Consider the following 26,840-nt stretch of genomic DNA (forward strand, 5'->3'; position numbering starts at 1 on the left):
GATCTTTCTTTCACGCCCCATCGACGAATCCGCTTCTAGACTTTCCCTATCAGCCGTTTAACGGCCCGGGAGAGTGTGATGTGGCGGTGTGCGGTTTTTGCGGGCGTGTTGCTGTTGCTGGGTGGCTGTCAGAGCACCCACGAAGATCTGATTGCCAAGGGTTATCCACCGGCGTTCGCCGACGGTTTCGATGACGGTTGCATCAGCGGTCGTCAGGCGGCCGGTTCGATCAGCGGCGAGTTTCGCAAGAACGTGCCGCGTTATCTCAAGGACAACCAATACGCCGAGGGCTGGAGCGACGGTTTCCGCCAGTGCCAGGCGATGCTGGAAAACAAGGATCGCGAACAGTATCGCAACGAGCACTGGGACGAACGCGAGCGCGCCTGGCAGCAGGAGAAGGATCAGGGCGCCGCGCGGGCTTATCGTTCGCAGTAGGTCGTTTCCAGACATCCAGCGAAACCTTTAGCCTGCGACCATGGCCCAACGGTTGTAACAGGAGCCCATCATGAGTCGCGCCTTCGTCAACGAAGACAACGCCGCCGCGCAAGCCGATCAGCCGGTCGAACGGCAGGTCAGCACACAGCCCAATTACGTCACGCCGCAAGGGCTTGCCCAGTTGCAGGCGAAAGTCGCCGAACTGCAAACCCTGCACGCCGAACAGTCCGCCAAGGGCGAACAGGCGGACAAGCAGCGGCTGGCTGATCTCGAACGGGATTTGCGTTATTTCAATCAACGGGTCGGCAGCGCTCAGGTCGCGCCAGCCCCGACTTCCAATGAAAAGGTGCAGATCGGCAGTTGGGTGACCTACGCCGACGAACACGACACGGAGCGCCGGGTGCAACTGGTCGGTGAAGACCAGGCCGATGCCGCCAACGGCCTGATCAACTGGGCCTCACCGCTGGGCCGTGCGCTGCTTGGCGCGCGGCTCAACGATGAAGTGCTGTGGCTGCGCCCGGCCGGCGATCAACTGATCGAAGTGATCCGCATCGAGCGCTCTTGAACCCCGTTTCTTAAACCACGCCTTGGGCGAGCATCGCATCGGCGACTTTGACGAAGCCGGCAATGTTCGCGCCTTTGACGTAGTTGATCCGCCCGTTTTCCTCACCGTAATGCACGCAAGCGTGGTGGATCGACTGCATGATCCCGTGCAACTTGCTGTCCACCTCGCCGCCCGTCCACAGTAGGCGCATGGCGTTCTGCGACATCTCCAGCCCACTGACCGCCACGCCGCCGGCATTCGAGGCCTTGCCCGGCGCGAACAGAATGCCGGCCTCGATAAAGATATCCACAGCCTCGAGGGTGGTCGGCATGTTCGCGCCTTCTGCCACGCAGATGCAGCCGTTGCGCAGCAAGCTGCGGGCGGATTCGGCGTCGAGTTCGTTCTGGGTGGCACAAGGCAACGCGATATCGCACGGCAACGACCATGGCAGTTGACCGGCGCGGAACTCCAGGCCGAAGGCGGAAGCCAGTTCGCTGATCCGCCCGCGCTTGACGTTCTTCAGTTCCAGCAGCGCCAACCACTGTTCTTCGCTGAGGCCCGCCTCGCAGTACAACGTGCCTTCGGAGTCGGACAGGGAAATCACTTTGCCGCCCAGATCCATCACTTTGCGAGCCGCGTATTGCGCAACGTTGCCGGAGCCGGAGATCGCCACACGCTTGCCTTCGACAGTCTGCTCGCGGCGCTTGAGCATTTCCTCGGCGAAATACACGCAACCGAAACCCGTGGCTTCCGGGCGGATCAGGCTGCCGCCGTAGGTCATGCCCTTGCCGGTCAGCACGCTGGTGAACTGGTTGCTCAGCCGTTTGTACTGACCGAACAGGAAACCGATCTCCCGTGCGCCGACACCGATATCACCGGCCGGTACGTCCACGTCGGCACCAATGTGGCGGTACAGCTCACTCATGAATGCCTGGCAGAAACGCATGACTTCAGCGTCGCTCTTGCCCTTCGGATCGAAGTCCGAACCACCCTTGCCGCCGCCCATGGGCAACGAGGTCAGGGAGTTCTTGAAGGTCTGTTCGAAGGCGAGGAATTTCAGCACGCCCATGTTCACCGAAGGGTGGAAGCGCAAGCCGCCCTTGTACGGCCCGATGGCGCTATTCATCTGGATGCGGAAACCGCGATTGACCTGAACCTTGCCCTGATCGTCGACCCACGACACCCGGAACACCACCGCCCGCTCCGGCTCGCAGATGCGCTCCAGAATCCCCGAGGTCAGATAGTGCGGATTGGCTTCGAGAAACGGCCACAGGCTGCGCAGGACCTCTTCGACGGCCTGGTGGAATTCGGGTTGATCCGGATCGCGTTTTTTCAGACGGGCGAGGAAGGATTCGACGGATTCGATCATGGGAAAAGTCTCGGCAAATTTGTTGTCGTTGGAGGAGATTGAGCCGGACTGTAACAAACGACATGTACACAGCAACAGACAAAAATGTCGCATTTATGAAAACAAATAGTACACACGCTATAAAACAATCTGCATTGCAGGCAAAAAAAAGCGGAGCCCGAAGACTCCGCTTTTTCATGCAACCAACCTGTAATCAGGCCAGTTTCTTGTGGCGTACCCGGTGTGGCTGGGCCGCTGCTTCGCCGAGGCGTTTTTTGCGATCGGCTTCGTACTCGGTGTAGTTGCCTTCGAAGAACACCGCTTGCGAGTCGTCTTCGTACGCCAGGATGTGAGTCGCGACGCGGTCAAGGAACCACCGATCGTGAGAGATCACAATGGCGGCACCCGGGAAGTCCAGCAAGGCTTCTTCCAGGGAACGCAGGGTTTCAACGTCGAGGTCGTTGGACGGTTCGTCGAGCAGCAGGACGTTGCCGCCCTCCTTCAGGGTCAGCGCCAGGTGCAGACGACCGCGCTCACCACCGGACAGGTCCTTGACGAACTTCTGCTGATCGCCGCCCTTGAAGTTGAAGCGACCGACGTAGGTACGCGACGGGATCTCGTAGTTGCCGATGCGGATCTGGTCGGAACCGTCGGAGATCTGCTGGAACACGGTCTTGCTGCCGTCCAGGTCTTCGCGGCTCTGATCAACGCAGGCCAGTTGCACGGTTTCGCCGATCTCGATGCTGCCGGAGTCCGGGGTTTCCTTGCCCATCAGCATGCGGAACAGGGTCGACTTACCGGCACCGTTACCGCCGATCACGCCGACGATGGCGCCTTTGGGCATCGAGAACGACAGGTTGTCGATCAGTACGCGATCGCCATAACCCTTGGTGACGTTCTTGAATTCGATGACCTTGTCACCCAGGCGCGGACCGGCCGGGATGTAGATCTCGTTGGTTTCCGAACGCTTCTGGAATTCCTGCGACTGCATTTCTTCGAAGCGTTGCAGACGAGCCTTGGATTTCGACTGGCGGGCCTTGGCGCCTTTGCGCACCCACTCCAGTTCTTCCTTCATGGCTTTTTCGTGAGCCGATTGCTGCTTGGATTCCTGGGCCAGACGATCGGACTTGGCTTCCAGCCAACCCGAGTAGTTGCCCTCGTAAGGAATGCCCGCGCCGCGGTCGAGTTCCAGAATCCAGCCGGCGACGTTGTCCAGGAAGTAACGGTCGTGCGTGATCGCTACCACGGTGCCCGGGAAGTCGTGCAGGAAGTGTTCGAGCCACGCAACGGAGTCGGCGTCCAGGTGGTTGGTCGGTTCGTCGAGCAGCAGCATGTCCGGGGCGGACAGCAGCAGACGGCACAGGGCCACACGACGTTTTTCACCACCGGACAGGTGTTCGACCTTGGCGTCCCAGGCCGGCAGACGCAGCGCATCGGCGGCGACTTCCAGCTGGCGCTCCAGGTTGTGACCGTCGCTGGCCTGCAGGATCGCTTCGAGCTTGGCCTGTTCGGCGGCCAGCTTGTCGAAGTCGGCGTCCGGGTCGGCGTAGGCGGCGTAGACCTCGTCCAGACGCGCTTGCGCATCCTTGATTACGCTGACCGCTTCCTCGACCACTTCACGCACGGTCTTGGTCGGATCCAGTTGCGGCTCTTGCGGCAGGTAACCGATGTTCAGTTCCGGCATCGGGCGCGCTTCGCCTTCGAACTCGGTGTCGACGCCAGCCATGATTTTCAGCAGCGTGGATTTACCCGAACCGTTGAGGCCGAGTACGCCGATCTTGGCGCCGGGGAAGAAAGACAGCGAAATGTTTTTCAGGATTTCCCGCTTCGGCGGAACAACTTTGCCCAGCCGATGCATGGTGAAGACGTATTGAGCCATGGAGAACCTTGGGTCAGTGACTGATGAATGATTGGGACACAGGCAATGCCCGGCCAGACCGTGCGCGTCGTTCACTGGAAGATATCAATGCGTGCGCGCGGAAAGTCTAGGAGCTGGAACGCTCCCGCGTAACCGGCAAAGCTACCTTAATGACGGAAGGCAGTCCAGCCGAGTGGGGCTGGCACTTCGCCACAACTCAAGGCATGCTAGCCGCCCCTTGGGCGTCCGGCTTATAGTGCACGTCGCGCCAGTCCAGCCAGACCGCAGGATTACAGCTTGTCCAACGTCACTCCGCCAGCCTCTGTGAGCAGCACCCAACCGGCGCCCGGCTCGTCCCTGCGTGGCACATTGAAAGGCGCGCTGGCGACGCTGGTGCTGATGCTGCTCGCGTTGCTGTTCTGGCAACTGCTCGATCAATTGCGCGAAACCCAGAAAAACCAGCGTCAGTACACCATCGACTACACCGCCGACCTCGCCGCTCAGGTCAGCCTGAACATGGCGCTGAACGCGCAGATCGCCCTCAATCTGCTACCGATCGTCGAACAGCCCCAATCGGCCGACGAACAGCAGGCTCTGCTGCGCAAGCTTCAGCAATCGCTGCCTGACCTGCGCAGCCTGGCCCTGCTCAGCCCGTCCGGGAAAATCCTCAGCGACAGCGCGACTGACAGCCGCGATGCCGATTACCTCAGCGATCTGGTACGCCGCAGCCGCGCTCAGGCTCACTACTTCAGTAACGCCGACGACGGTTCGGTGGTGCATCTGTTGCTGCATCAGGCCAGCGGCAGCACCCGCGGTTACTGGGCGCTGCGCCTGACGCCGACCTTCTTCGACGCGCTGACCAAACAGGGCGACAGCGGAATCCGTCCGCTGTGGTTGGTGGAAAACCGCGTCAACCATCAGATCATCAGCCGCGACGAAGCCCTGCCTTCTTCCAAGACCAGCACCCTGACCCCGGACGATCTGGCCAACAGCGTGCTGACCGTGCCGCTGAGCAGCAGCGACTGGCAACTGCGTGGCCTGTTCGACCGTCAGCATGTGCTCGAACAACTGCTGCCGGCGTTCATCGGCAAATGCCTGTTGGGCCTGGCGCTCTCGCTGCTGCCGTTTATCGCGCTGCTCAACATGCGCCGCCGTCAGCGTCAGGTGCATGAGGGGCGCCGGCGCTATCAGGATATTTTCGAAGGCACCGGCGTGGCGCTGTGCGTGCTGGATCTTTCGGGGCTCAAGCAGGTTTTCGAGAAAGCCCAGATCCAGACCAGCGACCAGCTCAAGGCCTGGCTCGACCAGCCGGCGCAGCGCCAGCAATTGCTCCACGAACTGCGGGTCACCGAGGTCAACCAGGTCGCGCTGCAACTGCTTAACGTCAATTCATGCGACCACGCCTGGCAACTGCTGATCGACGGTCAACCGCACAGTCAGTGCGCCATCGGCAATCAAGTACTCGACGCCGTGCTCCAGCAGCAAAAGCAGCTGGAACTGGAAATCAAACTCCCGGACATCAATGGCCGCGACCAGCACCTGTGGCTGGTGCTGCGCCTGCCGCAGGAACAGCACGACTACAAAGCCGTGATCCTGAGCATCAACGACATCACCAGCCGCAAGCTGATCGAACTGTCGCTGCTGGAGCGCGAAGGTTTCTGGTCGGACGTGGTGCGTACCGTGCCGGATCACCTGTACGTGCAGGACGTGATCAGCCAGCGGATGATTTTCAGCAACCACCATCTCGGCCAGACCCTCGGTTACAACCGCACCGAACTGCATCAGATGGGCGAGTACTTCTGGGAAATCCTCCTGCACCCGGAAGACGCCGACTATTACCACCGCTCGCGGCAGATGCAGCGTCACGCCGGTTACAGCCAGTTGTTGCAATGCCAGCTGCGTTTCCGCCATCGCGACGGCAAGTGGCGACGCTTCGACATTCGCGAACAGGCGCTGGCCCGGGACAAGCACGATCAGGTCACGCGGATCATCGGCGTGGCCAAGGACATCACCGAGCAGATCGAAGCCAGCGAATCCCTGCGTGACAGCGAACAGCGCTACCGGATGCTCGCCGAAAGCATCAGCGACGTGATTTTCTCCACCGACAGCAAGCTCTCGCTGAACTACGTCAGCCCGTCGGTGCAGGCGGTACTGGGTTATGACGCCGAATGGATTTTCCAGAACGGCTGGCAGTCGACCATCGCCAACCCGCAGCAACTGAGCGGCATCTATCACCTGATGGATCGGGTCAGCAAAGCCCTGGGCAAACCCGAGCAACTGGTGATTTTGCGCAGCCAGGTGCAGACCCAGATGTTCCTGTTCGACTGCCTGCGCGCCGACGGCCGCAAGATCCCGATCGAACTGCGCCTGGTGCTGGTGTGGGACGAACATGGCGCCTTCGAAGGCGTGCTCGGGGTCGGTCGCGACATCAGCCAGCAGCGCCGCGCCGAGAAAGACCTGCGCATGGCGGCCACGGTTTTCGAGCACTCGACTTCGGCGATCCTGATCACCGACCCGGCCGGTTACATCGTTCAGGCCAACGAAGCGTTCAGTCGAGTCAGCGGTTACGCGGTAAGCGAAGTGCTCGACCAGTTGCCGAACATGCTCACCGTCGACGAACAGCAGGACGCGCACCTGCGCTATGTGCTCAAGCAGTTGCATCAGCACAGCACCTGGGAAGGTGAAGTCTGGCTCAAGCGCCGCAACGGCGAGCATTACCCGGCGTGGGTCGGCATCACCGCCGTGCTCGATGACGAGGGCGACCTCGCCAGTTACGTGTGCTTCTTCAGCGATATCAGCGAACGCAAGGCCAGCGAGCAGCGGATTCACCGCCTCGCCTACTACGACGCCCTGACCCACCTGCCGAACCGCACGCTGTTCCAGGATCGCCTGCACACCGCGCTGCAATCGGCCGAGCGGCAAAAGTCGTGGGTGGTGCTGATGTTCCTCGACCTCGACCGCTTCAAACCGATCAACGACTCCCTCGGCCACGCCGCCGGCGACCGCATGCTCAAGGACATGGCCACGCGCTTGCTGGCCTGCGTCGACGATGACGACACCGTGGCGCGGATGGGCGGCGACGAATTCACCCTGCTGCTGCAACACCGTTCCAGCCGCGAAATGGCGCTGAACCGTGCGATCCACGTGGCCGAACAGATTCTCGCCAGCCTCGTTCGGCCATTCGTGCTGGAAGGTCGCGAGTTCTTCGTCACCGCCAGTATCGGCATCGCCCTGAGCCCGCAGGACGGCAACGAACTCAGCCAGTTGATGAAGAACGCCGATACCGCGATGTACCATGCCAAGGAGCGCGGCAAGAACAACTTCCAGTTCTATCAGGCCGACATGAACGCCAGTGCGCTTGAACGTCTGGAGCTGGAAAGCGATCTGCGCCACGCCCTCGAGCAGAACGAATTCGTGCTGTATTACCAGCCGCAGTTCAGCGGCGACGGCAAACGTCTGACCGGCGCCGAAGCCCTGCTGCGCTGGCGTCATCCGCGTCGCGGACTGGTGCCGCCGGGGGATTTCATTCCGGTGCTCGAAGAACTCGGGCTGGTGGTGGACGTCGGCGACTGGGTGATCAGCGAGGCCTGCCGCCAGCTCAAGACCTGGCACCAGAGCCGCGTGCGCGTGCCGAAGGTTTCGGTGAACATTTCCGCCCGGCAGTTCTCCGACGGCCAGCTCGGCACGCGGATCGCCACCATCCTCAAGGAAACCGGCCTGCCGCCGGCGTGCCTGGAACTGGAACTGACCGAAAGCATCCTGATGCGCGAAGTCAGCGAAGCGATGCAGATCCTTGCCGGCCTGAAGAACCTCGGCTTGAGCATCGCGGTAGACGACTTCGGCACCGGTTACTCGTCGCTGAACTACCTCAAGCAATTCCCGATCGACGTGCTGAAGATCGACCGCACCTTCGTCGACGGACTGCCGTCCGGCGAGCAGGACGCGCAGATTGCCCGGGCGATCATCGCCATGGCCCACAGCCTGAATCTGGCGGTGATCGCCGAGGGCGTGGAAACCCACGAACAGCTGGACTTCCTGCGCGAGCATGGCTGCGACGAGGTTCAGGGTTATCTGTTCGGGCGACCGATGCCGGCGGGACGATTCGAGGCGCAGTTCAGCAATGATGCGCTGTTCATGTTCGACTGAAGATCGGCAGCGCGATCTTCGCGAGCAAGCTCACTCTCACAGGGATTGATGTCGATCACAAAATCGCGGGGCCGCCTCGGTTATTGTTCGACCCGGCTGGTCAGCGAAAAGGCCGGCACGGACGCCACACATCTGGTCATGAACGCCACTTGTCTGCGACATGATGTCGTTTCATATGCCATCCAAAACCCGTTGGGGTAGAATGCCCCCCTTTTCTGCCCCCGATCCTTGAGGACCGCCATGTTCAGCCGTGATTTGACTATTGCCAAGTACGACGCCGATCTTTTTGCCGCCATGGAGCAAGAAGCCCAGCGCCAGGAAGAACACATCGAGCTGATCGCTTCGGAGAACTACACCAGCCCAGCGGTGATGGAAGCTCAAGGCTCGGTACTGACCAACAAATACGCCGAAGGCTACCCGGGCAAGCGCTACTACGGTGGTTGCGAGTACGTCGACGTTGTCGAGCAACTGGCCATCGACCGCGCCAAGGAACTGTTCGGCGCCGACTACGCCAACGTTCAGCCACACGCGGGCTCCCAAGCCAACGCCGCTGTTTACCTGGCCCTGCTGTCGGCCGGTGACACCATTCTGGGCATGAGCCTGGCTCACGGCGGTCACCTGACCCACGGCGCCAGCGTTTCTTCCTCCGGCAAGCTGTACAACGCCATCCAGTACGGCATCGACGCCAACGGCCTGATCGACTACGACGAAGTCGAGCGTCTGGCTGTTGAACACAAGCCGAAAATGATCGTGGCCGGTTTCTCTGCCTACTCGCAGATCCTCGACTTCCCGCGCTTCCGCGCCATCGCCGACAAGGTGGGTGCGTACCTGTTCGTCGACATGGCTCACGTGGCCGGTCTGGTCGCCGCTGGCGTCTACCCGAACCCGGTTCCATTCGCTGACGTCGTGACCACCACCACCCACAAGACCCTGCGCGGTCCACGTGGCGGCCTGATCCTGGCCAAGGCCAACGCCGACATCGAGAAGAAGCTGAACTCCGCGGTATTCCCGGGCGCCCAGGGTGGCCCGCTGGAGCACGTGATCGCCGCCAAAGCGATCTGCTTCAAGGAAGCACTGCAGCCTGAGTTCAAGGCTTACCAGCAACAAGTGGTGAAAAACGCTCAGGCCATGGCCGGCGTGTTCATCGAGCGCGGTTTCGACGTGGTTTCCGGCGGTACTGAAAACCACCTGTTCCTGCTGTCGCTGATCAAGCAGGAAATCTCCGGTAAAGACGCCGACGCCGCTCTGGGCAAAGCGTTCATCACCGTGAACAAGAACTCCGTGCCAAACGACCCACGCTCCCCGTTCGTCACCTCCGGCCTGCGCTTCGGTACTCCGGCTGTGACCACTCGCGGCTTCAAGGAAGCAGAGTGCAAAGAGCTGGCCGGCTGGATCTGCGACATCCTGGCTGACCTGAACAACGAAGCGGTGATCGACGCCGTTCGTGAGAAAGTCAAAGCCATCTGCAAGAAACTGCCGGTATACGGCGCTTAATTGCGACGTTAAAACCGCAGCATGAAAAACCGGCCAGAGATGGCCGGTTTTTTTTCGCCCGCAAAAAAGTTTCGGACTGCAAATGGCTCAAGGTCGGGGCCTCGCGCCCAACTGGTCAGACCGGTCATGCCAATTCGTCATTTTTCACTTGCGATCCGTAAAAAACAGCGCCTAGACTGCACCCGCACTGGACATACCGGTAAGACCACAATAATTAAGTCTTGAATCTGATGCGCCCCGCGCACGGCAGCCAGGACACCGACCAGGATTCCTCCCATGCTCAGATGGTGCTCGCGTTCAATCTTCCTCCAAGTGGTTCTCGGACTGGTGCTCGGCATCGTCTGCGGGCTGACCCTTCCTGAATACTCGGCCCAGCTCAAACCGCTCGGCGACGGTTTCATCAAACTGATCAAGATGCTCATCGGCCTGATCGTGTTCTGCGTGGTGGTCAGCGGCATCAGCGGCGCCGGTGACCTGAAGAAGGTCGGGCGCATCGGCCTCAAGTCGGTGATCTACTTCGAAGTGCTGACCACCATCGCCCTGGTGATCGGCCTGGTGTTCGCCTTCAGCACCGGGATCGGCAGCGGCGCCAACATCCATCTGGAGCAGCTGTCCGCCGCCGACATGGGCGACATCGCCGAGCGCGGCCAACACATGCACACCACCACTCAGTTCCTGATGGACCTGATCCCGACCTCGGTACTCGGCGCCTTTGCCGACAACAACATCCTGCAAGTGCTGCTGTTTTCGGTGCTGTTCGGCAGCGCGTTGAATCTGGTGGGCGAAGCGGCTTCCGGGATCTCGCGGCTGATCAACGAACTGAGCCACGTGATCTTCCGGATCATGGGCATGATCGTGCGCCTGGCACCGATCGGCGTGTTCGGCGCCATCGCCTTCACCACCAGCAAATATGGCCTGGATTCGCTGCAACACCTGGGCAGCCTGGTCGGCTTGTTCTACCTGACCTGCATCGCCTTCGTCGCGCTGATTCTCGGCCTGGTGATGCGCCTCTCCGGCCTGCGCATGTGGCCGCTGCTCAAGTACCTGCGCGAAGAACTGCTGATCGTCATGGGTACCGCATCCTCCGACGCCGTGCTGCCGCAGATCATGCGCAAACTCGAACACCTGGGCATCGGCAGCTCGACCGTCGGGCTGGTGATTCCCACCGGTTACTCGTTCAACCTCGACGGTTTCTCGATCTACCTGACCCTGGCCATCGTGTTCATCGCCAACGCCACCGGCACGCCGCTGGCCATGACCGATCTGCTGACGATTTTGCTGGTGTCGCTGATTACCTCGAAAGGTGCCCACGGCATTCCCGGTTCGGCGCTGGTGATTCTGGCGGCCACGCTGACGGCCATTCCGGCGGTTCCGGTGGTCGGTCTGGTGCTGGTGCTGGCGGTGGACTGGTTCATGGGCATCGGCCGGGCGCTGACCAACCTGATCGGCAACTGCGTCGCCACCGTGGCCATCGCCCGCTGGGAAAAGGACATCGACGTGCAGCGGGCGAACAAGGTGCTCAACGGCGAGCAGGGCTATAACTTTCAGCCGAGAAAAACGGTCGCTCAAGCGGCGGCCAAAGAATTCTGAATGATCGCCGTGCCTGTGCAAATGCAGGCACGGCTCATGGAGCGAACACGTGATTACTACATCAACCGTCGTCAACTCAGTGGTGGAAAAACTCCGGGCCGCGCTGGCCCGTGGTCAGTGGCGCTCCGGCGAGATGCTGCCGGGTCAGCGTGAACTGGCCGAGCAACTGGGCATCAGCCGCCCGAGCCTGCGTGAAGCAGTGATCGTGCTGGAAACCCTCGGTCTGGTGCGCTCGATGCCGGGCAAAGGCGTGGTGGTGCTCGACGCCCAGGCCAGTGACAGCCAAAGCCACGACAGCGCCGTGGCCGGCGCCAGCCTCGAAGACGTGCTGCAACTGCGCTACACCCTCGAGCCGTTCATCGTCGGGCTGGTGGCACAGTCGATCAGCAGCAAGGAAGTCGGGCAATTGCGCCTGACTTTGATGGACATGCGCGAAGCCCTGGAAGCAGGTGACAGCGAGGCCGGCGTCAGCGCCTACATCGCCTTCCATGAAGAACTGTTCACCCTGACCTCGAACCCGATTTTCCAGAGCGTGGTGCAACAGACCAGCAATGCCCTCAAGCAAAGTGCCGAAGTACTGCGCAATTCACCGGAGCACCTGGCCGAACGCCTTGAAGAAAACGAAGCCGTGGTGCGTGCGATCCGCAGCAAGAACAGCGCCCAGGCCAGCGCCGAAATGCGCCGGCACATCCTGCGTGAAGGCCAGCGGATGGGCATCGAGCTGAATATTCCGGATGACAACCTGAGCCACTGAAACGCCTCACACTGGAGACCGGCCATGAACAGCCTTGCCACGCCGTCGCATTCTCGCCCGACCTCGACGGCCCTGCCCTTCTCCCGCCTGCACGCGCCGGTGGAGGATCTGTATCCGCGTCTGCTCGACGCAATCCTCGAACAGCGCATCGATGCCGCCAGCCGTTTCACGGAAGAAAGTCTCAAGCAGATGTTCGGCGTCAGCCGTGCTGATGTGCGTCGGGTGCTGACCCAACTGTCCCACGAACAGATCATCGTGCTGCGGGCCAACCATCGACCGCGTGTTGCTGCGCCGGACGCCGAGCAGACACGTCAGGCGCTGCACGCCCGGCGTCTGGCCGAGAACACGCTGGTGCGACTGGCTTGTCAGCATGCGCAGGCTGAAGAGTTGAAACGCCTGCGAACCTTAATCGAACGTGAGCGCCAGGCTGTGGATAAAGATCGACGGGGCGCAGCGATTCGCCTGTCCGGGGAGTTTCATTTGCAGCTGGCGAAAATGGCGCGGAATGCACCGTTGGCGCATTTTCTCGGCACGTTGGTGCCGCTGACCTCACTGGCGGTTGCGCGATGCACTGAAACCACGCACAGCTGTTGCGGCTGGCAGGATCACGCCCGGATCGTCGAGGCGATCGAGCGTGATGACGCTGCCGAGGCGGTGTCGCTGATGAACCGTCATCTGGATCACTTGGAGCAGGCACTGCTGGGTTCGGAGTCTGGATATTGTGTTGCTGGTTAGAACGCCTTCGCGAGCAAGCCCGCTCCCACAATAGATCGCATTCTGTCAGGAAGAATGCAGTTCATTGTGGGAGCGGGCTTGCTCGCGAAGAGGCCCTTCGAGCCGCCACAAATTCAGTTTTGCTGTGCAGCCACCCTGGCAAACCCCGCCCGGATTTTCTCTTCCGGCAAATCGTCGGCGATAAACACGATCACGCTGTCCCGCGCCTCGCCCTCGGCCCACTCGGTGTCCCAGTCGAAGCCGTAGAGTTTTAATACTCCCTGAAACACCAGCCGCCGATCTTCGCCTGCAATGTTCAACACGCCCTTGTAGCGCAGTAATTGCTTGCCGTGCTCTTCCAGCAATTCATTCATGAATTCGCTGAGCTGATCGATATCCAGCGGCTGATCGGTACGCAGCACCAGACTGGAAATCCGGTCGATGGACGGTGCCTTGCTCACCGGGCGCAGGCTCACCCCGCCGCCGAGATCGGCATTCAGGTTGAAGCCGCGCACATCGAGCAATTCGGCCAGATCGATGTTGCCGTGTTCGACCACGCGGATCGGCGCACGGCGGTTGATGCGGGTCAGGCGTTCGCTGAGCGCGGTGAACGCGGCCTCGTCCACCAGATCGGTCTTGCTCACCAGCAAGCGGTCGGCAAAACCGATCTGCGCCTGAGCGATGGTCTGGGTCAGATGAAGCTCGGCGTGAGCAGCGTCCACCAGGGTGATGATGCCGTCGAGCAGGTAGCGCTCGCGCAGTTCTTCGTCGATGAAAAAGGTCTGCGCGACCGGAGCCGGGTCGGCCAGGCCGGTGCATTCGATGACCAGCCGATCGAAGGCGATTTCGCCGCTGTCCAGCCGTTCGAGCAGCAGGTACAGGGCCTTGGTCAGATCGGTGTGAATGGTGCAGCAGACGCAGCCGTTGGCCAGGGTCATGACTTGCACCGGCTCGTCGCCCAGCAGTTGGGTGTCGATGCCGGCGTCGCTGAATTCGTTTTCGATCACGGCGATTTTGAGGCCGTGCTCGGCTTTCAACAGATGGCGCAGCAAGGTGGTCTTGCCGGCGCCGAGGAAACCGCTGAGCACCGTTACAGGTATTGGAGAAGACAACATCGATCCCCTTCACAAAATTGATGAACTACACAAAACAAATGTGGGAGCGGGCTTGCTCGCGAAGGGGTCGTGTCAGTCGACATCATTGCTCAATGACACACCGCTTTCGCGAGCAAGCCCGCTCCCACAGTTGGGGACTGCATCAACCGAAGGCTGTCAGCTCAACAGCACTTCGGCCCACCCTTGCCACCGTAACGGGCTTCCTGACGTTCGCGAAAGAACATCTCGTAGCTCATCACCGGTTTGTCCGGGTGTTTGGTCTGCATATGCTCGACGTACGTGTCGTAGTCGGGCATGCCGACCATCAGGCGCGCGGCCTGACCGAGGTATTTACCGAGGCGACTCAGGTCATTGAACATGCTGCAATCCTCTGGTTACGCATCCGGCAGGGCCTGGAATGGCGATTCTTTGTCCGTACGCTCTTTTTTGCCCCAGGCGGCGATGCCGACCTTGAGCGCATAGAACAGGATGCTGAATACCACGAACAGGAACAGCGCGGTCAATGTAGCGTTGGTGTAGGCGTTGAAGATCACGTGCTGCATCTGCTCGACGCTCTTGGCCGGTGCGATCACCTGGCCTGCGGCCAGTGCATCGCTGTACTTCTTGGCCAGCGACAGGAAGCCGACGGCCGGGTTGGCGTCGAACAGCTTGATGAAGCCTGCGGTCGTGGTGCAGATCAGCAGCCAGGCCGCCGGCAGCAGGGTGACCCAGATGTAGCGCTGACGCTTCATCTTGATCAGGACCACGGTGCCGAGCATCAGCGCGATACCGGCCAGCATCTGGTTGGAGATACCGAACAGCGGCCACAAGGTGTTGATACCACCCAGCGGATCGATCACGCCCTGATACAGCAACCAGCCCCACATCGCCACACAACCGGCGGTGGCAATCAGGTTGGCAGTCCAGGATTCGGTACGTTTCAGCGCCGGTACGAAGGAGCCGAGCAGGTCCTGCAGCATGAAGCGACCGGCACGGGTGCCGGCATCGACTGCGGTCAGGATGAACAGCGCTTCGAACAGGATCGCGAAGTGGTACCAGAACGCCATGGTGTTCTCACCCGGCAGGACACTGTGCAGGATCTGCGCGATACCGACCGCCAGGGTCGGCGCACCACCGGCACGGGCCAGAATGGTGGTTTCGCCGATGTCATGCGCCACGGCTTGCAGGGCTTCCGGGGTAATTGCAAAGCCCCAGTTGCTGACTGCGGTTGCCACGGCCACCACATCACCGCCGACCACGGCAGCCGGGCTGTTCATGGCGAAGTACACGCCTGGCTCGATCACCGAGGCAGCGACCATGGCCATGATGGCCACGAACGATTCCATCAGCATGCCGCCGTAACCGATGTAGCGGGCGTTGGTTTCGTTATCCAGCAGCTTCGGCGTGGTCCCGGAAGAGATCAGCGCGTGGAAGCCCGATACCGCACCGCAAGCGATGGTGATGAACAGGAACGGAAACAGACCGCCCTTCCACACCGGGCCGGTGCCGTCGACGAACTGGGTCAGCGCCGGCATTTTCAGCTCGGGCATGGTCACCAGGATGCCGATCGCCAGAGCGATGATGGTACCGATCTTGAGGAAGGTGGAGAGGTAGTCACGCGGGGCAAGAATCAGCCACACCGGGAGTACGGCGGCGACGAAGCCATAACCGATCAGCATCCAGGTGATTTGCACGCCGGTGAAGCTGAAGGCCTTGGCCCACACCGGGTCAGCAGCAATCTGCCCGCCCAGCCAGATCGAACCGAGCAGCAGAATCACGCCGATGACCGAGATCTCGCCGATGCGGCCCGGACGGATGTAGCGCATGTAGATGCCCATGAACATCGCGATCGGGATGGTCGCCATCACGGTGAAGATACCCCACGGGCTCTCCGCCAGGGCTTTCACCACGATCAGCGCCAGCACCGCGAGGATGATGATCATGATCAGGAAGCAGCCGAACAGGGCGATGGTGCCGGGAATGCGGCCCATTTCTTCACGCACCATGTCGCCCAGGGAACGGCCGTTGCGACGGGTCGACATGAACAGGACCATGAAGTCCTGCACCGCACCCGCCAGCACCACGCCGGCGATCAGCCACAGCGTACCGGGCAGGTAGCCCATCTGCGCCGCCAGTACCGGGCCGACCAGAGGGCCCGCGCCGGCGATGGCCGCGAAGTGGTGTCCGAAGAGAATGTGTTTGTTGGTCGGAACGTAGTCCAGACCGTCGTTGTTGAGCACGGCGGGGGTGGCCCGACGCGGATCGAGTTGCATCACATTGTTAGCGATGAACAGACTGTAGTAACGGTACGCAACCAGATAGATGGCCACGGCGGCGACCACGATCCACAAGGCGTTGATCGCCTCGCCTCGGCGCAATGCCACTACGCCCAGGGCGCACGCTCCTACGATTGCCAGCAGCAGCCAGGGTAAGTGGCGTAGCAGGCTATTATTATTTTTCATTTTATTATTCCAGCCAGGGTGGACAAGAAAGACAGCCACCCCGAGTTTAGCGCTACTGGCGGCAAAGGCCATACCCCGACATTGGTCTGACGCCCCACCGTACTGGCAGCGCTCGATGAGGCGGGTCTATAGTCAGCGTACTTTCTAGAGGATTGCGCCATGAGCGAGCGTCGCCGCTTCAAACGTATTGCGTTCGATGCCAAGACCGAATTGAGCCAGGGCGAGTACATCTGGCCGGTGAAGTTGATCGATCTGTCGCTCAAGGGCCTGTTGATCGAAAAACCGGAACCGTGGCTGGGAGATGAAACGCAGGACTTCAACGTCGACATTCATTTGAGCAAGGACATCGACATTCAGATGGATGTGCAACTGGCGCACGACGATCATGGCCAACTGGGTTTCCAGTGCCGGCACATCAGCCTGGAATCGATCCAGCGCCTGCGGCGCCTGATCGAACTCAACCTCGGGGATGAGGCCGAGCTCGAACGGGAGCTTGGTGCGTTGATGGAACTCTGATTACTCGAAGAGTGAATCCAGCGCCTGCTCCAGCCGCGTCACCGCAATGATCTGCAAGCCTGCCGGCGCTTCCTTCGGCGCGTTGCCCTTGGGTACGATCGCGCGCTTGAAACCGTGCTTGGCGGCTTCCTTCAATCGCTCCTGACCGCTCGGCACGGGACGCACTTCGCCGGACAGGCCGACTTCACCGAACACCAGCAGATCATGAGGCAACGGCCGGTTGCGCAGACTTGACATGACCGCTGCCATCAACGCCAGGTCAGAAGCGGTTTCCAACACCTTCACCCCGCCGACCACGTTGAGGAACACGTCCTGATCGTGGGTCGGAATGCCGCCATGACGGTGTAGCACTGCCAACAGCATCGCCAGACGATTCTGATCCAGACCCAGCGTGACCCGACGCGGGTTGGCCAGATGACTGTCATCCACCAGCGCCTGGACCTCCACCAGCATCGGCCGGGTGCCTTCCCACGTCGCCATGACCACGCTGCCCGGGACTTCTTCCTGAGCACGTGTGAGAAAGATCGCCGAAGGGTTGGAGACTTCTTTCAGGCCCTTGTCGGTCATGCCGAACACGCCGAGTTCGTTGACTGCACCGAAACGGTTTTTCACCGCTCGCAGCAAACGCAACCGACCGTCGGACTCGCCTTCGAAATACAACACGGTATCAACCATGTGCTCCAGAACCCGCGGCCCTGCGAGCGCGCCCTCCTTGGTCACGTGGCCGACCAGGAAAATCGCCGTGCCGCTTTGCTTGGCATAGCGCACCAGAAGCGCCGCACTCTCGCGAACCTGGGACACGCCGCCCGGTGCCGATTGCAGCTGTTCGGTGAAAATCGTCTGGATCGAATCGATCACCATCACCTTGGGTTTTTCCTGACGGGCGGTGGCGATGATGGTTTCGATGCAGGTTTCGGTCATGACCCGCAATTGATCCTGCGGCAGGCCAAGGCGACGGGCTCGCATCGCAACTTGTTGCTGGGATTCTTCGCCGGTGACGTACAGCGCCGGCATGCTCTTGGCGAGGTTGCACAGGGTCTGCAACAGAATTGTCGATTTGCCGATGCCAGGATCACCACCGATCAGCACCACCGAACCGTCCACCAGACCACCGCCGAGCACTCGGTCGAGCTCGCCGGAGGCTGTGGAAAAACGTGGAATTTCTTCGATGCTGACTTCGGCCAGGGTCTTGATCTGGGCCTGCTGCCCGGCCCAGCCGGTGCGCCCGCTCGGGGCGGCGGCACCGCCGCTCTCGACCATGGTTTCGGTCAGGGTATTCCAGGCACCGCATTCGCCGCACTGCCCGGCCCACTTGGGAAAGGTTGCGCCGCACTCAGTGCAGCCGTACATGCGCTTGGCCTTGGCCATCTGAACCCCCGGCAAAAACCGCGATGATAACGCAGCCATCACCGATCAGCGCGGCGCGCCGGGACGGATTTCTCCGCTGGCCAGACGCGCGGTGCTGCTGCCGGTCAATCCCCGGCGGTTGCCGGAGATTGAAAGGTCTCGTCGTCAGTCGACCAGCTTGGCCGCCAGGGCCTTGACCCGTTCCAGGTCACCCTTGGCGACGTTGGTCACCCCGGCTCCGTATTCCGGATCCGCCTTATAGAGGAAGGACAGCATGATGTGCTTGCTTTCGTCATCGGCACCCGCCAGCGAGCCGCCAAAGCTCTCGATCAGATCCTGACGCTCTTTCTTGCTGAACGAGCGATACAGATCACCGGCCTGCTTGAAGTTCTGCTCGCGCTGAATTCTGGCCTGTTGCGTGCTGCCCCGCAGCGCGGTCTGGCTGTATCGCGCACCAGGCATCTCTTCACGCGGTTGCAGACGGCTCGGCTGATAGTTGACACCCGAGGTGCTTGCACCGGCATTCATCGCGCCATCCTGATTGCCATCGTTGACGGGGGTTCTGGCGGCATTGATCGGCAATTGCAGGGCATTGGCGCCGAGGCGATACATTTGCGTATCGGCATAGGCAAATATCCGGCCTTGCAGCAGACGGTCTTCCGAAGGCTCGATGCCCGGCACCACATTCGATGGCGCCATGGCGACCTGTTCGGTTTCCTGGAAGACATTCGCAGGATTGCGGTTCAACACCATTTGTCCAACTTTTCGCTCTGCAACACCTGGCCAGATCTTGGTGGCATCAAGAGGATCGAAATCAAACTTGGACAAATCTTGCGGATTCAAGACTTGAATGTACAAGTCCCATTTGGGAAAGTTTCCCTTGTAAATATTTGTTACCAAATCGTGAGTCATGTGGCTGTAATCCCGGCCCTGAACTTGCACAACTTGTTGCGGGTCGAGATTTTTGATGCCCTGCAAACTTTTCCAGTGAAACTTTACGTAGTGCACTTCGCCTTTGGCATTAACCAACTTGTAGGCGTGCACACTGTTGCCGTCCATCTCCCGATAACTGGCTGGTGTCCCTGAGTTGGAATACAACTCTGTCAATGTGCGGGTTGCTTCCGGTACATGGGAGAAGAAATCGAAGCGGCGCGAGTCATCGTCAAGGTTGGTGCGCGGATCGGGTTTGAAAGCATGCACCATGTCCGGAAACTTGATCGCATCCCGAATGAAGAATGTCGGGAAGTTGTTGCCTACCAGATCCCAGTTACCATCGGCGGTGTAGAACTTCGTCGCGAAACCCCGTGGGTCACGCAGGGTTTCCGGGGAGTGATTGCCGTGAACCACCGCCGAGAAACGCACGAACACTGGTGTGACCTGGCCAACAGTAAACACCTTGGCCTTGCTCAGATCACTCAGGTCGTTGGTCGCGGTGAACGTGCCATGGGCACCGGTGCCACGAGCATGCACGACGCGCTCGGGAATGCGCTCGCGGTCGAAGCGTTGAAGCTTCTGGATCAGTTGCACGTCCTGCAACAACACCGGGCCGTTGGCGCCGGCGGTTTGCGAGTTCTGGTTGTCGCCGACCGCCGCACCGTTGTCACGGGTCAGAGGTGCAGCGTTCACGGAAAGGGTCAACAGGCCGGCGGCCAATACACCAACGGTGCGACGGGGAATAACCCCTGAACCAAGTGTGGGATTCATTTCAGGTTCCTCTGTTTTTTTGAGGCGCATCCAGGTGCGCCAGACAGAGGCTAGAAGCTCGGTTCGCCAAACCTAAATAGAAAGATCGCAACGCCGTGATTGAATGTTTTTTCTTCTGGATCAGGCGCTTGCAGCGTATTTCGCGCGCGATTAGTGGCACTTTGCAAACTAATCGCGAATTGATGTGTCGATAAAAACGGGCTTTGTAAGAAGGTGTTACGCGCAGGACGCGTTATGCTGATTTACACTGCGTACACCAAACTCATCTGTAACAAGGAAATAACTATGGGCGTGCTCAGCGAGTTCAAGGCCTTCGCGGTCAAAGGCAATGTGGTCGACATGGCCGTCGGTATCATCATCGGCGCAGCCTTTGGCAAGATCGTTTCGTCGTTCGTCGGCGATGTAATCATGCCGCCAATCGGCCTGCTGATCGGCGGGGTGGATTTCAGTGACCTGGCCATTACGCTGAAAGCCGCCGAGGGCAGTGCCCCTGCGGTGGTGCTGGCGTACGGTAAATTCATCCAGAGCGTTCTTGACTTCGTGATCGTCGCCTTCGCGATTTTCATGGGTGTCAAAGCCATCAACCGCTTGAAGCGCGAAGAAGCCGTGGCGCCTACCTTGCCGCCGGTACCGACCAAGGAAGAAGAACTGCTGGGCGAGATCCGCGATCTGCTCAAGGCCCAGAACAACCGGCCTTGAAGACTGAAACGGCGCCTGAGGGCGCCGTTTTTTTACCAGTAGTTTTCCACCGCCACCTGCCCCGGTCGCCGGGTCAGGCTCAGGGCCATGCCGCGTTGCTTGAGCAAGGCCCGGGTGTCATCGATCATCTGTGGATTACCGCAGAGCATGACTCGCGAATGCGCCGGCGTCAGTTCGACGCCTGCCTCCCTCTCCAGCTCACCATTTTCGATCAGCGTGGTAATGCGCCCATTGAGCGCGCCGGCATACGATTCGCGGGTGACCACAGGAATGAACTGGAATTTGTGAGCATGTTCCGCCAGGTAATCGCGTTGCATCAGCTCGGCAATCAGCTGTTGATAAGCCAGTTCCCGAGCTTCCCGCACGCTGTAGACCAGGATGACTCGCTCAAACTTCTCCCATACCTCGAAGTCCTGAAGGATCGACAGAAACGGCGCCACCCCCGTGCCTGTGGATAACAGCCAGAGGTCTCGGCCATCAATGAAGCGATCCAGTGTCAGATAACCAAAGGCCTGGCGCTCGATCAGCAAGCTGTCACCCGCCTTCAGCCGGCTCAGTTCGCTGGTGAACTCGCCGCCCGGCACCACGATGGAGAAAAATTCAAGAAACTCGTCGAACGGCGAAGACACCATCGAGTAGGCGCGCCACACCGTGCTGCCGTCCTCACGGGTCACACCGATCCGCGCGAATTGCCCGGCGCGGAAACGGAAACCGGCATCCCGCGTGGTACGAAGGGTGAACAGGTTCGGGGTCAGCGGTTGAACATCGAGCAATGTCTGACGGCTGTATTTTTCGCTGCTGGCTGTCATTGGGTCACTCCATCAACAAGGACCCGATTGTCACGCATTAATCAATATTGAAACACTGACAGTTTGTAATGGCATGCAATAGTGTCACTACTCTAGAAAGCTTTAATTAATTAACTCGAGGATCAAAATTGATTAAATGATTGCTGACATACCAATATTTTTTTAGATATGCCAAATATAAAGACCACCCAAGAACAAAAAAAACTAAACGGCTCCGTAGGAAGCGTCCTACACTCCACTCCGTGCTGGATCGGTTGGATCCAATCCCGCACCCCGGCGATTTTTTGGAGAATAGCCAAAATGGAAAGGTGGAAGGAATTTCAGATTGAACAACTGACGCGCGCGAAGGAAATCGAAAATGCTTTTCCGATTTTGAAAAACTTTGCCAACAATATTGGCTTCCAGTTTTGCGGCATTACGGTCTCGCGGCCTGCTTCCCCGTCGTTTAAACCGTTTTGCATCAATAACTTCACGTCAGAATGGAACACAGAATACGAAGAAAACTACAGTGCAGATGATCCAATAACATCATATTGCCACCAGTCCATGTTGCCATTTCTCTGGAGCAGAAAAGCTTTTTCGAAGGCTCCACTCATGTGGATTGCACTTCAAAAGCATGGAATGGGACATGGCTGGTCGCAGTCGTATCACAACGATGAACATGACTTGTGCTGCACAATCAGCCTGGCGCGAACCCACTGCGAAATTTTTGCGCTGGAGTTGTACAACGAATACGGAGTGTTGCAATACGTCTTGCAACATTTGATTGAGTTGTTCGTCATTGCCTTCCCGCCAATGCTGGCCAAACCACCACCCGTGCGATTGTCGATACGCGAGATCGAAATCGTGAGGCTGTGCGCCTTGGGCAAGACCGCCTGGGAAATCGGCCAGATCCTGAATGTAGCCGAACGGACCGTGAACTATCACATCAAAAACCTGATCATCAAGTTCAATACCTGCAACAAGATTTCAGCCGTCATCGCCGCCGCCAAGGCCGGATATCTCTAGATCAATCTCTTTCACCGCCCTGAAATCAGACGAGTATTACCAACAAAAAAAACGTAACATTTGCAGCCTTCCTGAGTGATGTCGTGAGTCTTTCGCGCCGTTGTCCACTCGGTCGGTTCCGCCGCACGAACCCCTGGGCCGCGGGACACCCGTCGATTACCCAGAGTCCCCGCCCCATGCCTTTGCTCGATACGCCCTTCGCCCAGCTTGATCTGATCCGCCAGCCCGAACAGCAGAACGAACCGCTGCAAGCCTTCGATGCGGCCGACGAATACCTGCTCAATCATCTGGCCGAACAAAATCTGCCAGCGGATACCCGAGTATTGGTGCTCAACGACAGTTTCGGCGCGCTGGCCATCAGCCTCGCAGGCAAAGTGCAGGTCAGCACCAGCGGTGATTCATTTCTGGCGTTTCAGGGCCTGGAAAAAAACCTGCTGCGCAATGGCCAGGCGTTTGATGCTCTGCGAGGCGTTCCCGCCAGCGAGCCGTTGGTCGGGCCGTTCGACCGGGTACTGATCCGCGTCCCGAAAACCCTGGCATTGCTGGAAGAACAACTGATTCGCTTGCAAGGCCAACTGGCGCCCGGTGCGCAGGTCGTGGCAGCGGCGATGGTCAAGCATTTACCCCGCGCCGCCGGTGATCTTCTGGAGCGCTACATCGGGCCGGTTCAGGCTTCGCTGGCGGTGAAGAAGGCACGCTTGCTGATCGCCACGCCCGAGGCCAAGGCTCCGGCCGTCTCGCCCTACCCGACCCGCTATCGCCTCGACGAGCCGGCCATCGAACTGCTCAACCACGCCAACGTGTTCTGCCGTGAAGGGCTGGACATCGGCACCCGTGCCTTCCTTCCGCACCTGCCGAAAAACCTCGGCTCGGCACGAGTCGCCGACCTTGGCTGTGGCAACGGCGTACTGGCCATCGCCAGCGCCCTGCAAAACCCCGACGCGCATTACACGCTGGTGGACGAATCGTTCATGGCCGTGCAATCGGCGGCCGAAAACTGGCGCGCGGCGCTGGGTGAACGTGACGTGATCGTGCGCGCCGGCGACGGTCTGGCCGGACAGGAAGCGCAATCGCTGGACGTGGTGCTGTGCAACCCGCCGTTCCACCAGCAACAGGTGGTTGGCGATTTCCTCGCCTGGCGCATGTTCCAGCAGGCCCGCGAAGCGCTGGTCGTCGGTGGCGCGCTGTACATCGTCGGCAACCGTCACCTGGGTTATCACAGCAAACTGGCGCGGCTGTTTCGGGGTGTCGAACAAGTGGCGGCCACGCCGAAATTCGTGATCCTCAAGGCGCGCAAATAATCCGGGAAAAAAAACCCTCCGTTCGGAGGGTTAAAAATCCGTGCCGCAAGGCAGCGGGATGGGAAGTCTCAGTGCGTGGTCAGGCCTGCGGCATTCATGAACATGCGCATCAGGCTGGCGACGATGAACAATGCACCGACGCTGCCGAGCCAGATCATGGCCAACCAGCCGAGCCGCTGCCACAGCGGCTTTTTTTCGGCTTCTTCAATGTCGTGCAGGGAATGTTTGCCGGTCATGCTTGCATCCTCCGGTTGAGGGAGATGGCGCCGCCGTCGGCGCCATCGTGACCACCATTAGTGATAACCGTCTTCGTGGGTGACCTTGCCGCGGAACACGTAGTAGCTCCAGAAGGTGTAACCCAGGATGAACGGGATGATGAACAGCGTGCCCACTAGCATGAAGCCCTGGCTTTGCGGCGGTGCGGCGGCGTCCCAGATCGAGATCGACGGCGGCACGATGTTCGGCCACAGGCTGATGCCCAGACCGCTGTAGCCGAGGAAGATCAGCACCAGCGTCAGAAGGAACGGCATGTAGTTGGCATTGCGCGCCACTGCGCGAATCAGGCCGTACATCGTCACCAGCACCAGAATCGGCACCGGCATGAACCAGAACAGATTCGGCATGCTGAACCAGCGCGTCGCAATTTCCGGGTGGGCCAGCGGCGTCCACAGGCTGACGATGCCGATCACCGCCAACAGCACGAAAGCCAGAGGTCGCGCCAGGTTGTGCATCTGCTCCTGCAACTTGCCTTCGGTCTTCATGATCAGCCAGGTGCAGCCGAGCAAGGCATACGCCACCACCAGCGCGGCGCCGCAGAACAGCGTGAACGGCGTCAGCCAGTCCAGTGAGCCGCCGGCGTATTGCCGGTTGACCACGGGCAGGCCGTCGATGAACGCGCCAAGCGCCACGCCCTGGAAGAACGTCGCCGCCACCGAACCACCGATGAATGCCTTGTCCCACAAATGACGCTTGTCGTCCTTGGCCTTGAAGCGGAACTCGAACGCCACGCCGCGGAAAATCAGCCCGATCAGCATGAAGATCAGCGGCAGGTACAGCGCCGACAGCACCACCGAATACGCCAGCGGGAACGCGCCGAACAACGCCGCACCGCCCAGTACCAGCCAGGTTTCATTGCCGTCCCATACCGGGGCGACGGTGTTCATCATCACGTCGCGGTCGGTCTTGCCGGGGATGAACGGGAAGAGAATCCCGATCCCCAGGTCGAAACCGTCCATGACCACGTACATCATGATCCCGAAGATGATGATCACGGCCCAGATCAGCGGAAGATCAATACCCATGACTCAAACCTCCTTGGTCAGGCTGCGGTCGTGTTCGGCGCCATCGTCGTCGGCAGCGGACAATGGACGGGCCGGCGTGCGTTTCTGGCCAGGGCCACCGTCGTTGGTTTCCTTGCCTTCGTCGGTCTTCGGCCCTTTGCGCACCAGGCGCATCATGTAGCCCAGACCCGCACCGAACAGCGCGAAATACACCACCACGAACATGATCAGCGTGATGCTCATCTGCATGAAGCTGTGGTTGGAAGACGCATCCGCCGTGCGCATCAGCCCGTAGACCACCCACGGCTGACGACCGATTTCAGTGGTGAACCAGCCCGCCAAAATCGCGATCAGGCCGGACGGCCCCATCCACAACGCCAGGTACAGGAACGGCCGCGAGGTGTAGAGCGTGTCGCGCTTGCGCAGCCACAGGCTCCAGAGGCCGGTGAAGATCATCAGGAAGCCGAGGCCGACCATGATCCGGAACGACCAGAACACGATGGTCGAATTCGGCCGGTCTTCAGGCGGGAATTCCTTGAGCGCCGGAACCTGCTTGTCCAGCGAGTGGGTCAGGATCAGGCTGCCGAGGTACGGGATCTCGACCGCGTATTTGGTTTTCTCTTCCTTCATGTCCGGCCAGCCGAACAGGATCAACGGCGTCGCTTCGTTACCGACGTTTTCCCAGTGACCTTCGATCGCGGCGATTTTCGCTGGCTGATGTTTGAGGGTGTTGAGGCCGTGGAAGTCGCCGATGACCGCCTGAATCGGCGCAACGATCAACGCCATCCACATCGCCATCGACAGCATGGTGCGGATCGCCGGGTTGTCCTTGCCGCGCAGCAGGTGCCAGGCCGCCGACGAACCGACGAAGAACGCCGTCGCAACGAACGCGGCAGTCGCCATGTGCATCAGGCGATAAGGGAACGAAGGGTTGAAGATGATCGCCAGCCAGTCGGTCGGAATGACCTGACCATTGACGATCTCGAAGCCCTGCGGGGTCTGCATCCAGCTGTTGGAAGCGAGAATCCAGAACGTCGAAATCAACGTGCCGATGGCCACCATCACCGTGGAGAAAAAGTGCAGGCCGCGCCCGACCTTGTTCCAGCCGAACAGCATCACGCCGAGGAAACCGGCTTCGAGGAAGAACGCCGTAAGCACTTCATACGTCAGCAACGGCCCGGTGACGGAACCGGCGAAGTCCGAGAAGCGACTCCAGTTGGTGCCGAACTGGTAGGCCATGACCAGCCCCGAGACCACGCCCATGCCGAAGTTGACGGCAAAGATCTTCGACCAGAAATGGTAGAGGTCACGGTAGGTGTCGTTGCGGGTTTTCAGCCACAGGCCTTCCAGCACCGCGAGATAGCTCGCAAGACCGATGGTGATCGCCGGGAACAGGATGTGGAACGAGATGGTGAACGCGAACTGAATTCGGGCGAGATCTAGTGCCTCTAAACCGAACATAAGCTTTCCTCTATCAGATAACGGTTCCAAGACTGGCGGCCTTGGACCACTGCCCCCACGGGTATGGAGTGCGGCGAACTCGGATTCGTTCTTCTTTTTACAGGCATCGCGACGCAGGGAGTCTGCCGACGGGTCACGGATCAGTTCCGCGAAGGGTCTTGATCTGGATCAATCAACGTTGAAAGAGTAGTCCCATTTCCGACGGGGAACCGCGTGGTCTTTTGCCGCGTGACAAGTTGCCTCACAGTTCTGGCAACTCCCTGAAATACATCCTTG

The 26,840-nt window shown here is 60.0% G+C and carries 22 protein-coding genes; 11 read left to right on the plus strand and 11 right to left on the minus strand.

The annotated features are described in order from the left end of the window. Nucleotides 1-78 precede the first annotated feature (78 nt). Both QR290_RS25375 and QR290_RS25380 read left to right on the plus strand, forming a co-directional pair. Nucleotides 79-435 (plus strand): hypothetical protein, encoded by a 357-nt coding sequence (locus tag QR290_RS25375; RefSeq protein WP_289203836.1) that lies wholly within the window; start codon nucleotides 79-81, stop codon nucleotides 433-435. 70 nt (nucleotides 436-505) lie between these two features. Next, nucleotides 506-1,000, plus strand: coding sequence for a GreA/GreB family elongation factor (locus QR290_RS25380; RefSeq protein WP_289203837.1), 495 nt, complete (start codon nucleotides 506-508; stop codon nucleotides 998-1,000). A gap of 10 nt (nucleotides 1,001-1,010) precedes the next feature. Here the strand turns inward: QR290_RS25380 and gdhA are convergent, their stop codons facing one another. Both gdhA and ettA read right to left on the minus strand, forming a co-directional pair. After that, the gene (gene gdhA / locus QR290_RS25385; RefSeq protein WP_289203838.1) at nucleotides 1,011-2,348 is read right to left on the minus strand and encodes an NADP-specific glutamate dehydrogenase; all 1,338 of its coding nucleotides are present in this window, start codon (nucleotides 2,346-2,348) and stop codon (nucleotides 1,011-1,013) included. A gap of 193 nt (nucleotides 2,349-2,541) precedes the next feature. Further along, on the minus strand, nucleotides 2,542-4,206 hold the full coding sequence (ettA, locus tag QR290_RS25390; RefSeq protein WP_007950976.1) for an energy-dependent translational throttle protein EttA: 1,665 nt from the start codon (nucleotides 4,204-4,206) through the stop codon (nucleotides 2,542-2,544). Between the two features lie 276 nt (nucleotides 4,207-4,482). On the opposite strand from ettA, the gene morA reads away from it, so the two are divergent. The 5 genes from morA (at nucleotide 4,483) to QR290_RS25415 (ending at nucleotide 12,904) form a co-directional block, all read left to right on the plus strand. Further along, nucleotides 4,483-8,331, plus strand: coding sequence for a cyclic di-GMP receptor MorA (gene morA, locus QR290_RS25395; protein WP_289203839.1), 3,849 nt, complete (start codon nucleotides 4,483-4,485; stop codon nucleotides 8,329-8,331). Between the two features lie 240 nt (nucleotides 8,332-8,571). Continuing rightward, a complete protein-coding gene (gene glyA / locus QR290_RS25400; protein WP_007950978.1) occupies nucleotides 8,572-9,825 on the plus strand; it encodes a serine hydroxymethyltransferase in 1,254 nt (417 codons plus the stop codon). Nucleotides 9,826-10,101: 276 nt separating this feature from the next. Continuing rightward, nucleotides 10,102-11,415, plus strand: a complete 1,314-nt coding sequence (locus QR290_RS25405; RefSeq protein ID WP_289203840.1) for a C4-dicarboxylate transporter DctA — start codon at nucleotides 10,102-10,104, stop codon at nucleotides 11,413-11,415. A 49-nt stretch (nucleotides 11,416-11,464) separates the two neighbouring features. Then, complete coding sequence (locus tag QR290_RS25410) at nucleotides 11,465-12,169, plus strand: FadR/GntR family transcriptional regulator (RefSeq protein ID WP_007950980.1); 705 nt, start codon at nucleotides 11,465-11,467, stop codon at nucleotides 12,167-12,169. Nucleotides 12,170-12,193: 24 nt separating this feature from the next. Next, nucleotides 12,194-12,904 carry a GntR family transcriptional regulator gene (locus QR290_RS25415; protein WP_289203841.1) on the plus strand — a complete coding sequence of 237 codons (711 nt, stop codon included), beginning with the start codon at nucleotides 12,194-12,196 and terminating at the stop codon, nucleotides 12,902-12,904. Nucleotides 12,905-13,017: 113 nt separating this feature from the next. Here QR290_RS25415 and yjiA read toward each other — a convergent pair whose 3' ends face one another. The 3 genes from yjiA to QR290_RS25435 form a co-directional block, all read right to left on the minus strand. Continuing rightward, nucleotides 13,018-13,998: a GTPase gene (yjiA, locus tag QR290_RS25420; RefSeq protein ID WP_430736775.1), complete on the minus strand. Its 981-nt coding sequence runs from the start codon at nucleotides 13,996-13,998 to the stop codon at nucleotides 13,018-13,020. 161 nt (nucleotides 13,999-14,159) lie between these two features. Beyond that, entirely contained in the window at nucleotides 14,160-14,357 is a 198-nt protein-coding gene (locus QR290_RS25430) for a YbdD/YjiX family protein (protein ID WP_003228401.1), read from the minus strand. Nucleotides 14,358-14,372: 15 nt separating this feature from the next. Next, nucleotides 14,373-16,439, minus strand: coding sequence for a carbon starvation CstA family protein (locus QR290_RS25435; protein ID WP_115079274.1), 2,067 nt, complete (start codon nucleotides 16,437-16,439; stop codon nucleotides 14,373-14,375). A 159-nt stretch (nucleotides 16,440-16,598) separates the two neighbouring features. Here QR290_RS25435 and QR290_RS25440 point away from each other — a divergent pair, with 159 nt between their 5' ends. Then, nucleotides 16,599-16,955, plus strand: coding sequence for a PilZ domain-containing protein (locus QR290_RS25440; protein WP_115079275.1), 357 nt, complete (start codon nucleotides 16,599-16,601; stop codon nucleotides 16,953-16,955). Here the strand turns inward: QR290_RS25440 and radA are convergent, their stop codons facing one another. After that, the gene (gene radA / locus QR290_RS25445; RefSeq protein ID WP_114885656.1) at nucleotides 16,956-18,323 is read right to left on the minus strand and encodes a DNA repair protein RadA; all 1,368 of its coding nucleotides are present in this window, start codon (nucleotides 18,321-18,323) and stop codon (nucleotides 16,956-16,958) included. A 144-nt stretch (nucleotides 18,324-18,467) separates the two neighbouring features. Further along, nucleotides 18,468-20,006: a catalase gene (locus QR290_RS25450; RefSeq protein WP_289203842.1), complete on the minus strand. Its 1,539-nt coding sequence runs from the start codon at nucleotides 20,004-20,006 to the stop codon at nucleotides 18,468-18,470. A 285-nt stretch (nucleotides 20,007-20,291) separates the two neighbouring features. Here QR290_RS25450 and mscL point away from each other — a divergent pair, with 285 nt between their 5' ends. Next, nucleotides 20,292-20,705: a large-conductance mechanosensitive channel protein MscL gene (gene mscL / locus QR290_RS25455; protein ID WP_041475433.1), complete on the plus strand. Its 414-nt coding sequence runs from the start codon at nucleotides 20,292-20,294 to the stop codon at nucleotides 20,703-20,705. 32 nt (nucleotides 20,706-20,737) lie between these two features. On the opposite strand, the gene QR290_RS25460 is transcribed toward mscL, so the two are convergent. Continuing rightward, on the minus strand, nucleotides 20,738-21,514 hold the full coding sequence (locus tag QR290_RS25460; RefSeq protein ID WP_289203843.1) for a ferredoxin--NADP reductase: 777 nt from the start codon (nucleotides 21,512-21,514) through the stop codon (nucleotides 20,738-20,740). Nucleotides 21,515-21,814: 300 nt separating this feature from the next. On the opposite strand from QR290_RS25460, the gene QR290_RS25465 reads away from it, so the two are divergent. Together QR290_RS25465 and QR290_RS25470 are read left to right on the plus strand one after the other, a co-directional pair. After that, nucleotides 21,815-22,522, plus strand: coding sequence for an autoinducer binding domain-containing protein (locus tag QR290_RS25465; RefSeq protein WP_115079278.1), 708 nt, complete (start codon nucleotides 21,815-21,817; stop codon nucleotides 22,520-22,522). Nucleotides 22,523-22,698: 176 nt separating this feature from the next. Then, nucleotides 22,699-23,823, plus strand: coding sequence for a methyltransferase (locus tag QR290_RS25470; RefSeq protein WP_115079279.1), 1,125 nt, complete (start codon nucleotides 22,699-22,701; stop codon nucleotides 23,821-23,823). Between the two features lie 68 nt (nucleotides 23,824-23,891). Here QR290_RS25470 and QR290_RS25475 read toward each other — a convergent pair whose 3' ends face one another. From QR290_RS25475 to QR290_RS25485, 3 genes are read right to left on the minus strand one after another with little or no spacing between them, the layout of a single operon-like run. After that, a complete protein-coding gene (locus QR290_RS25475; protein WP_289203844.1) occupies nucleotides 23,892-24,059 on the minus strand; it encodes a DUF2474 domain-containing protein in 168 nt (55 codons plus the stop codon). A gap of 57 nt (nucleotides 24,060-24,116) precedes the next feature. Further along, on the minus strand, nucleotides 24,117-25,124 hold the full coding sequence (gene cydB / locus QR290_RS25480) for a cytochrome d ubiquinol oxidase subunit II (RefSeq protein WP_085732878.1): 1,008 nt from the start codon (nucleotides 25,122-25,124) through the stop codon (nucleotides 24,117-24,119). Between the two features lie 3 nt (nucleotides 25,125-25,127). Further along, nucleotides 25,128-26,564 (minus strand): cytochrome ubiquinol oxidase subunit I, encoded by a 1,437-nt coding sequence (locus QR290_RS25485; protein WP_289203845.1) that lies wholly within the window; start codon nucleotides 26,562-26,564, stop codon nucleotides 25,128-25,130. Between the last annotated feature and the right edge of the window lie 276 nt (nucleotides 26,565-26,840).

The organism is Pseudomonas fluorescens (assembly GCF_030344995.1).
Lineage (GTDB): Bacteria > Pseudomonadota > Gammaproteobacteria > Pseudomonadales > Pseudomonadaceae > Aquipseudomonas > Aquipseudomonas fluorescens_BF.

Excerpts from the sequence above, each read along its gene's own strand:
- QR290_RS25405 (WP_289203840.1), top strand. The coding sequence starts at position 10,102 with ATGCTCAGATGGTGCTCGCGTTCAATCTTCCTCCAAGTGGTTCTCGGA.
- QR290_RS25465 (WP_115079278.1), top strand. The coding sequence starts at position 21,815 with ATGGAAAGGTGGAAGGAATTTCAGATTGAACAACTGACGCGCGCGAAG.
- ettA (WP_007950976.1), bottom strand. The coding sequence starts at position 4,206 with ATGGCTCAATACGTCTTCACCATGCATCGGCTGGGCAAAGTTGTTCCG.
- QR290_RS25450 (WP_289203842.1), bottom strand. The coding sequence starts at position 20,006 with ATGAATCCCACACTTGGTTCAGGGGTTATTCCCCGTCGCACCGTTGGT.
- QR290_RS25430 (WP_003228401.1), bottom strand. The coding sequence starts at position 14,357 with ATGTTCAATGACCTGAGTCGCCTCGGTAAATACCTCGGTCAGGCCGCG.
- glyA (WP_007950978.1), top strand. The coding sequence starts at position 8,572 with ATGTTCAGCCGTGATTTGACTATTGCCAAGTACGACGCCGATCTTTTT.
- QR290_RS25470 (WP_115079279.1), top strand. The coding sequence starts at position 22,699 with ATGCCTTTGCTCGATACGCCCTTCGCCCAGCTTGATCTGATCCGCCAG.
- QR290_RS25380 (WP_289203837.1), top strand. The coding sequence starts at position 506 with ATGAGTCGCGCCTTCGTCAACGAAGACAACGCCGCCGCGCAAGCCGAT.
- cydB (WP_085732878.1), bottom strand. The coding sequence starts at position 25,124 with ATGGGTATTGATCTTCCGCTGATCTGGGCCGTGATCATCATCTTCGGG.
- QR290_RS25460 (WP_289203843.1), bottom strand. The coding sequence starts at position 21,514 with ATGACAGCCAGCAGCGAAAAATACAGCCGTCAGACATTGCTCGATGTT.
- QR290_RS25440 (WP_115079275.1), top strand. The coding sequence starts at position 16,599 with ATGAGCGAGCGTCGCCGCTTCAAACGTATTGCGTTCGATGCCAAGACC.
- gdhA (WP_289203838.1), bottom strand. The coding sequence starts at position 2,348 with ATGATCGAATCCGTCGAATCCTTCCTCGCCCGTCTGAAAAAACGCGAT.
- yjiA (WP_430736775.1), bottom strand. The coding sequence starts at position 13,998 with ATGTTGTCTTCTCCAATACCTGTAACGGTGCTCAGCGGTTTCCTCGGC.
- QR290_RS25375 (WP_289203836.1), top strand. The coding sequence starts at position 79 with ATGTGGCGGTGTGCGGTTTTTGCGGGCGTGTTGCTGTTGCTGGGTGGC.
- QR290_RS25475 (WP_289203844.1), bottom strand. The coding sequence starts at position 24,059 with ATGACCGGCAAACATTCCCTGCACGACATTGAAGAAGCCGAAAAAAAG.
- QR290_RS25435 (WP_115079274.1), bottom strand. The coding sequence starts at position 16,439 with ATGAAAAATAATAATAGCCTGCTACGCCACTTACCCTGGCTGCTGCTG.
- QR290_RS25415 (WP_289203841.1), top strand. The coding sequence starts at position 12,194 with ATGAACAGCCTTGCCACGCCGTCGCATTCTCGCCCGACCTCGACGGCC.
- radA (WP_114885656.1), bottom strand. The coding sequence starts at position 18,323 with ATGGCCAAGGCCAAGCGCATGTACGGCTGCACTGAGTGCGGCGCAACC.
- QR290_RS25485 (WP_289203845.1), bottom strand. The coding sequence starts at position 26,564 with ATGTTCGGTTTAGAGGCACTAGATCTCGCCCGAATTCAGTTCGCGTTC.
- mscL (WP_041475433.1), top strand. The coding sequence starts at position 20,292 with ATGGGCGTGCTCAGCGAGTTCAAGGCCTTCGCGGTCAAAGGCAATGTG.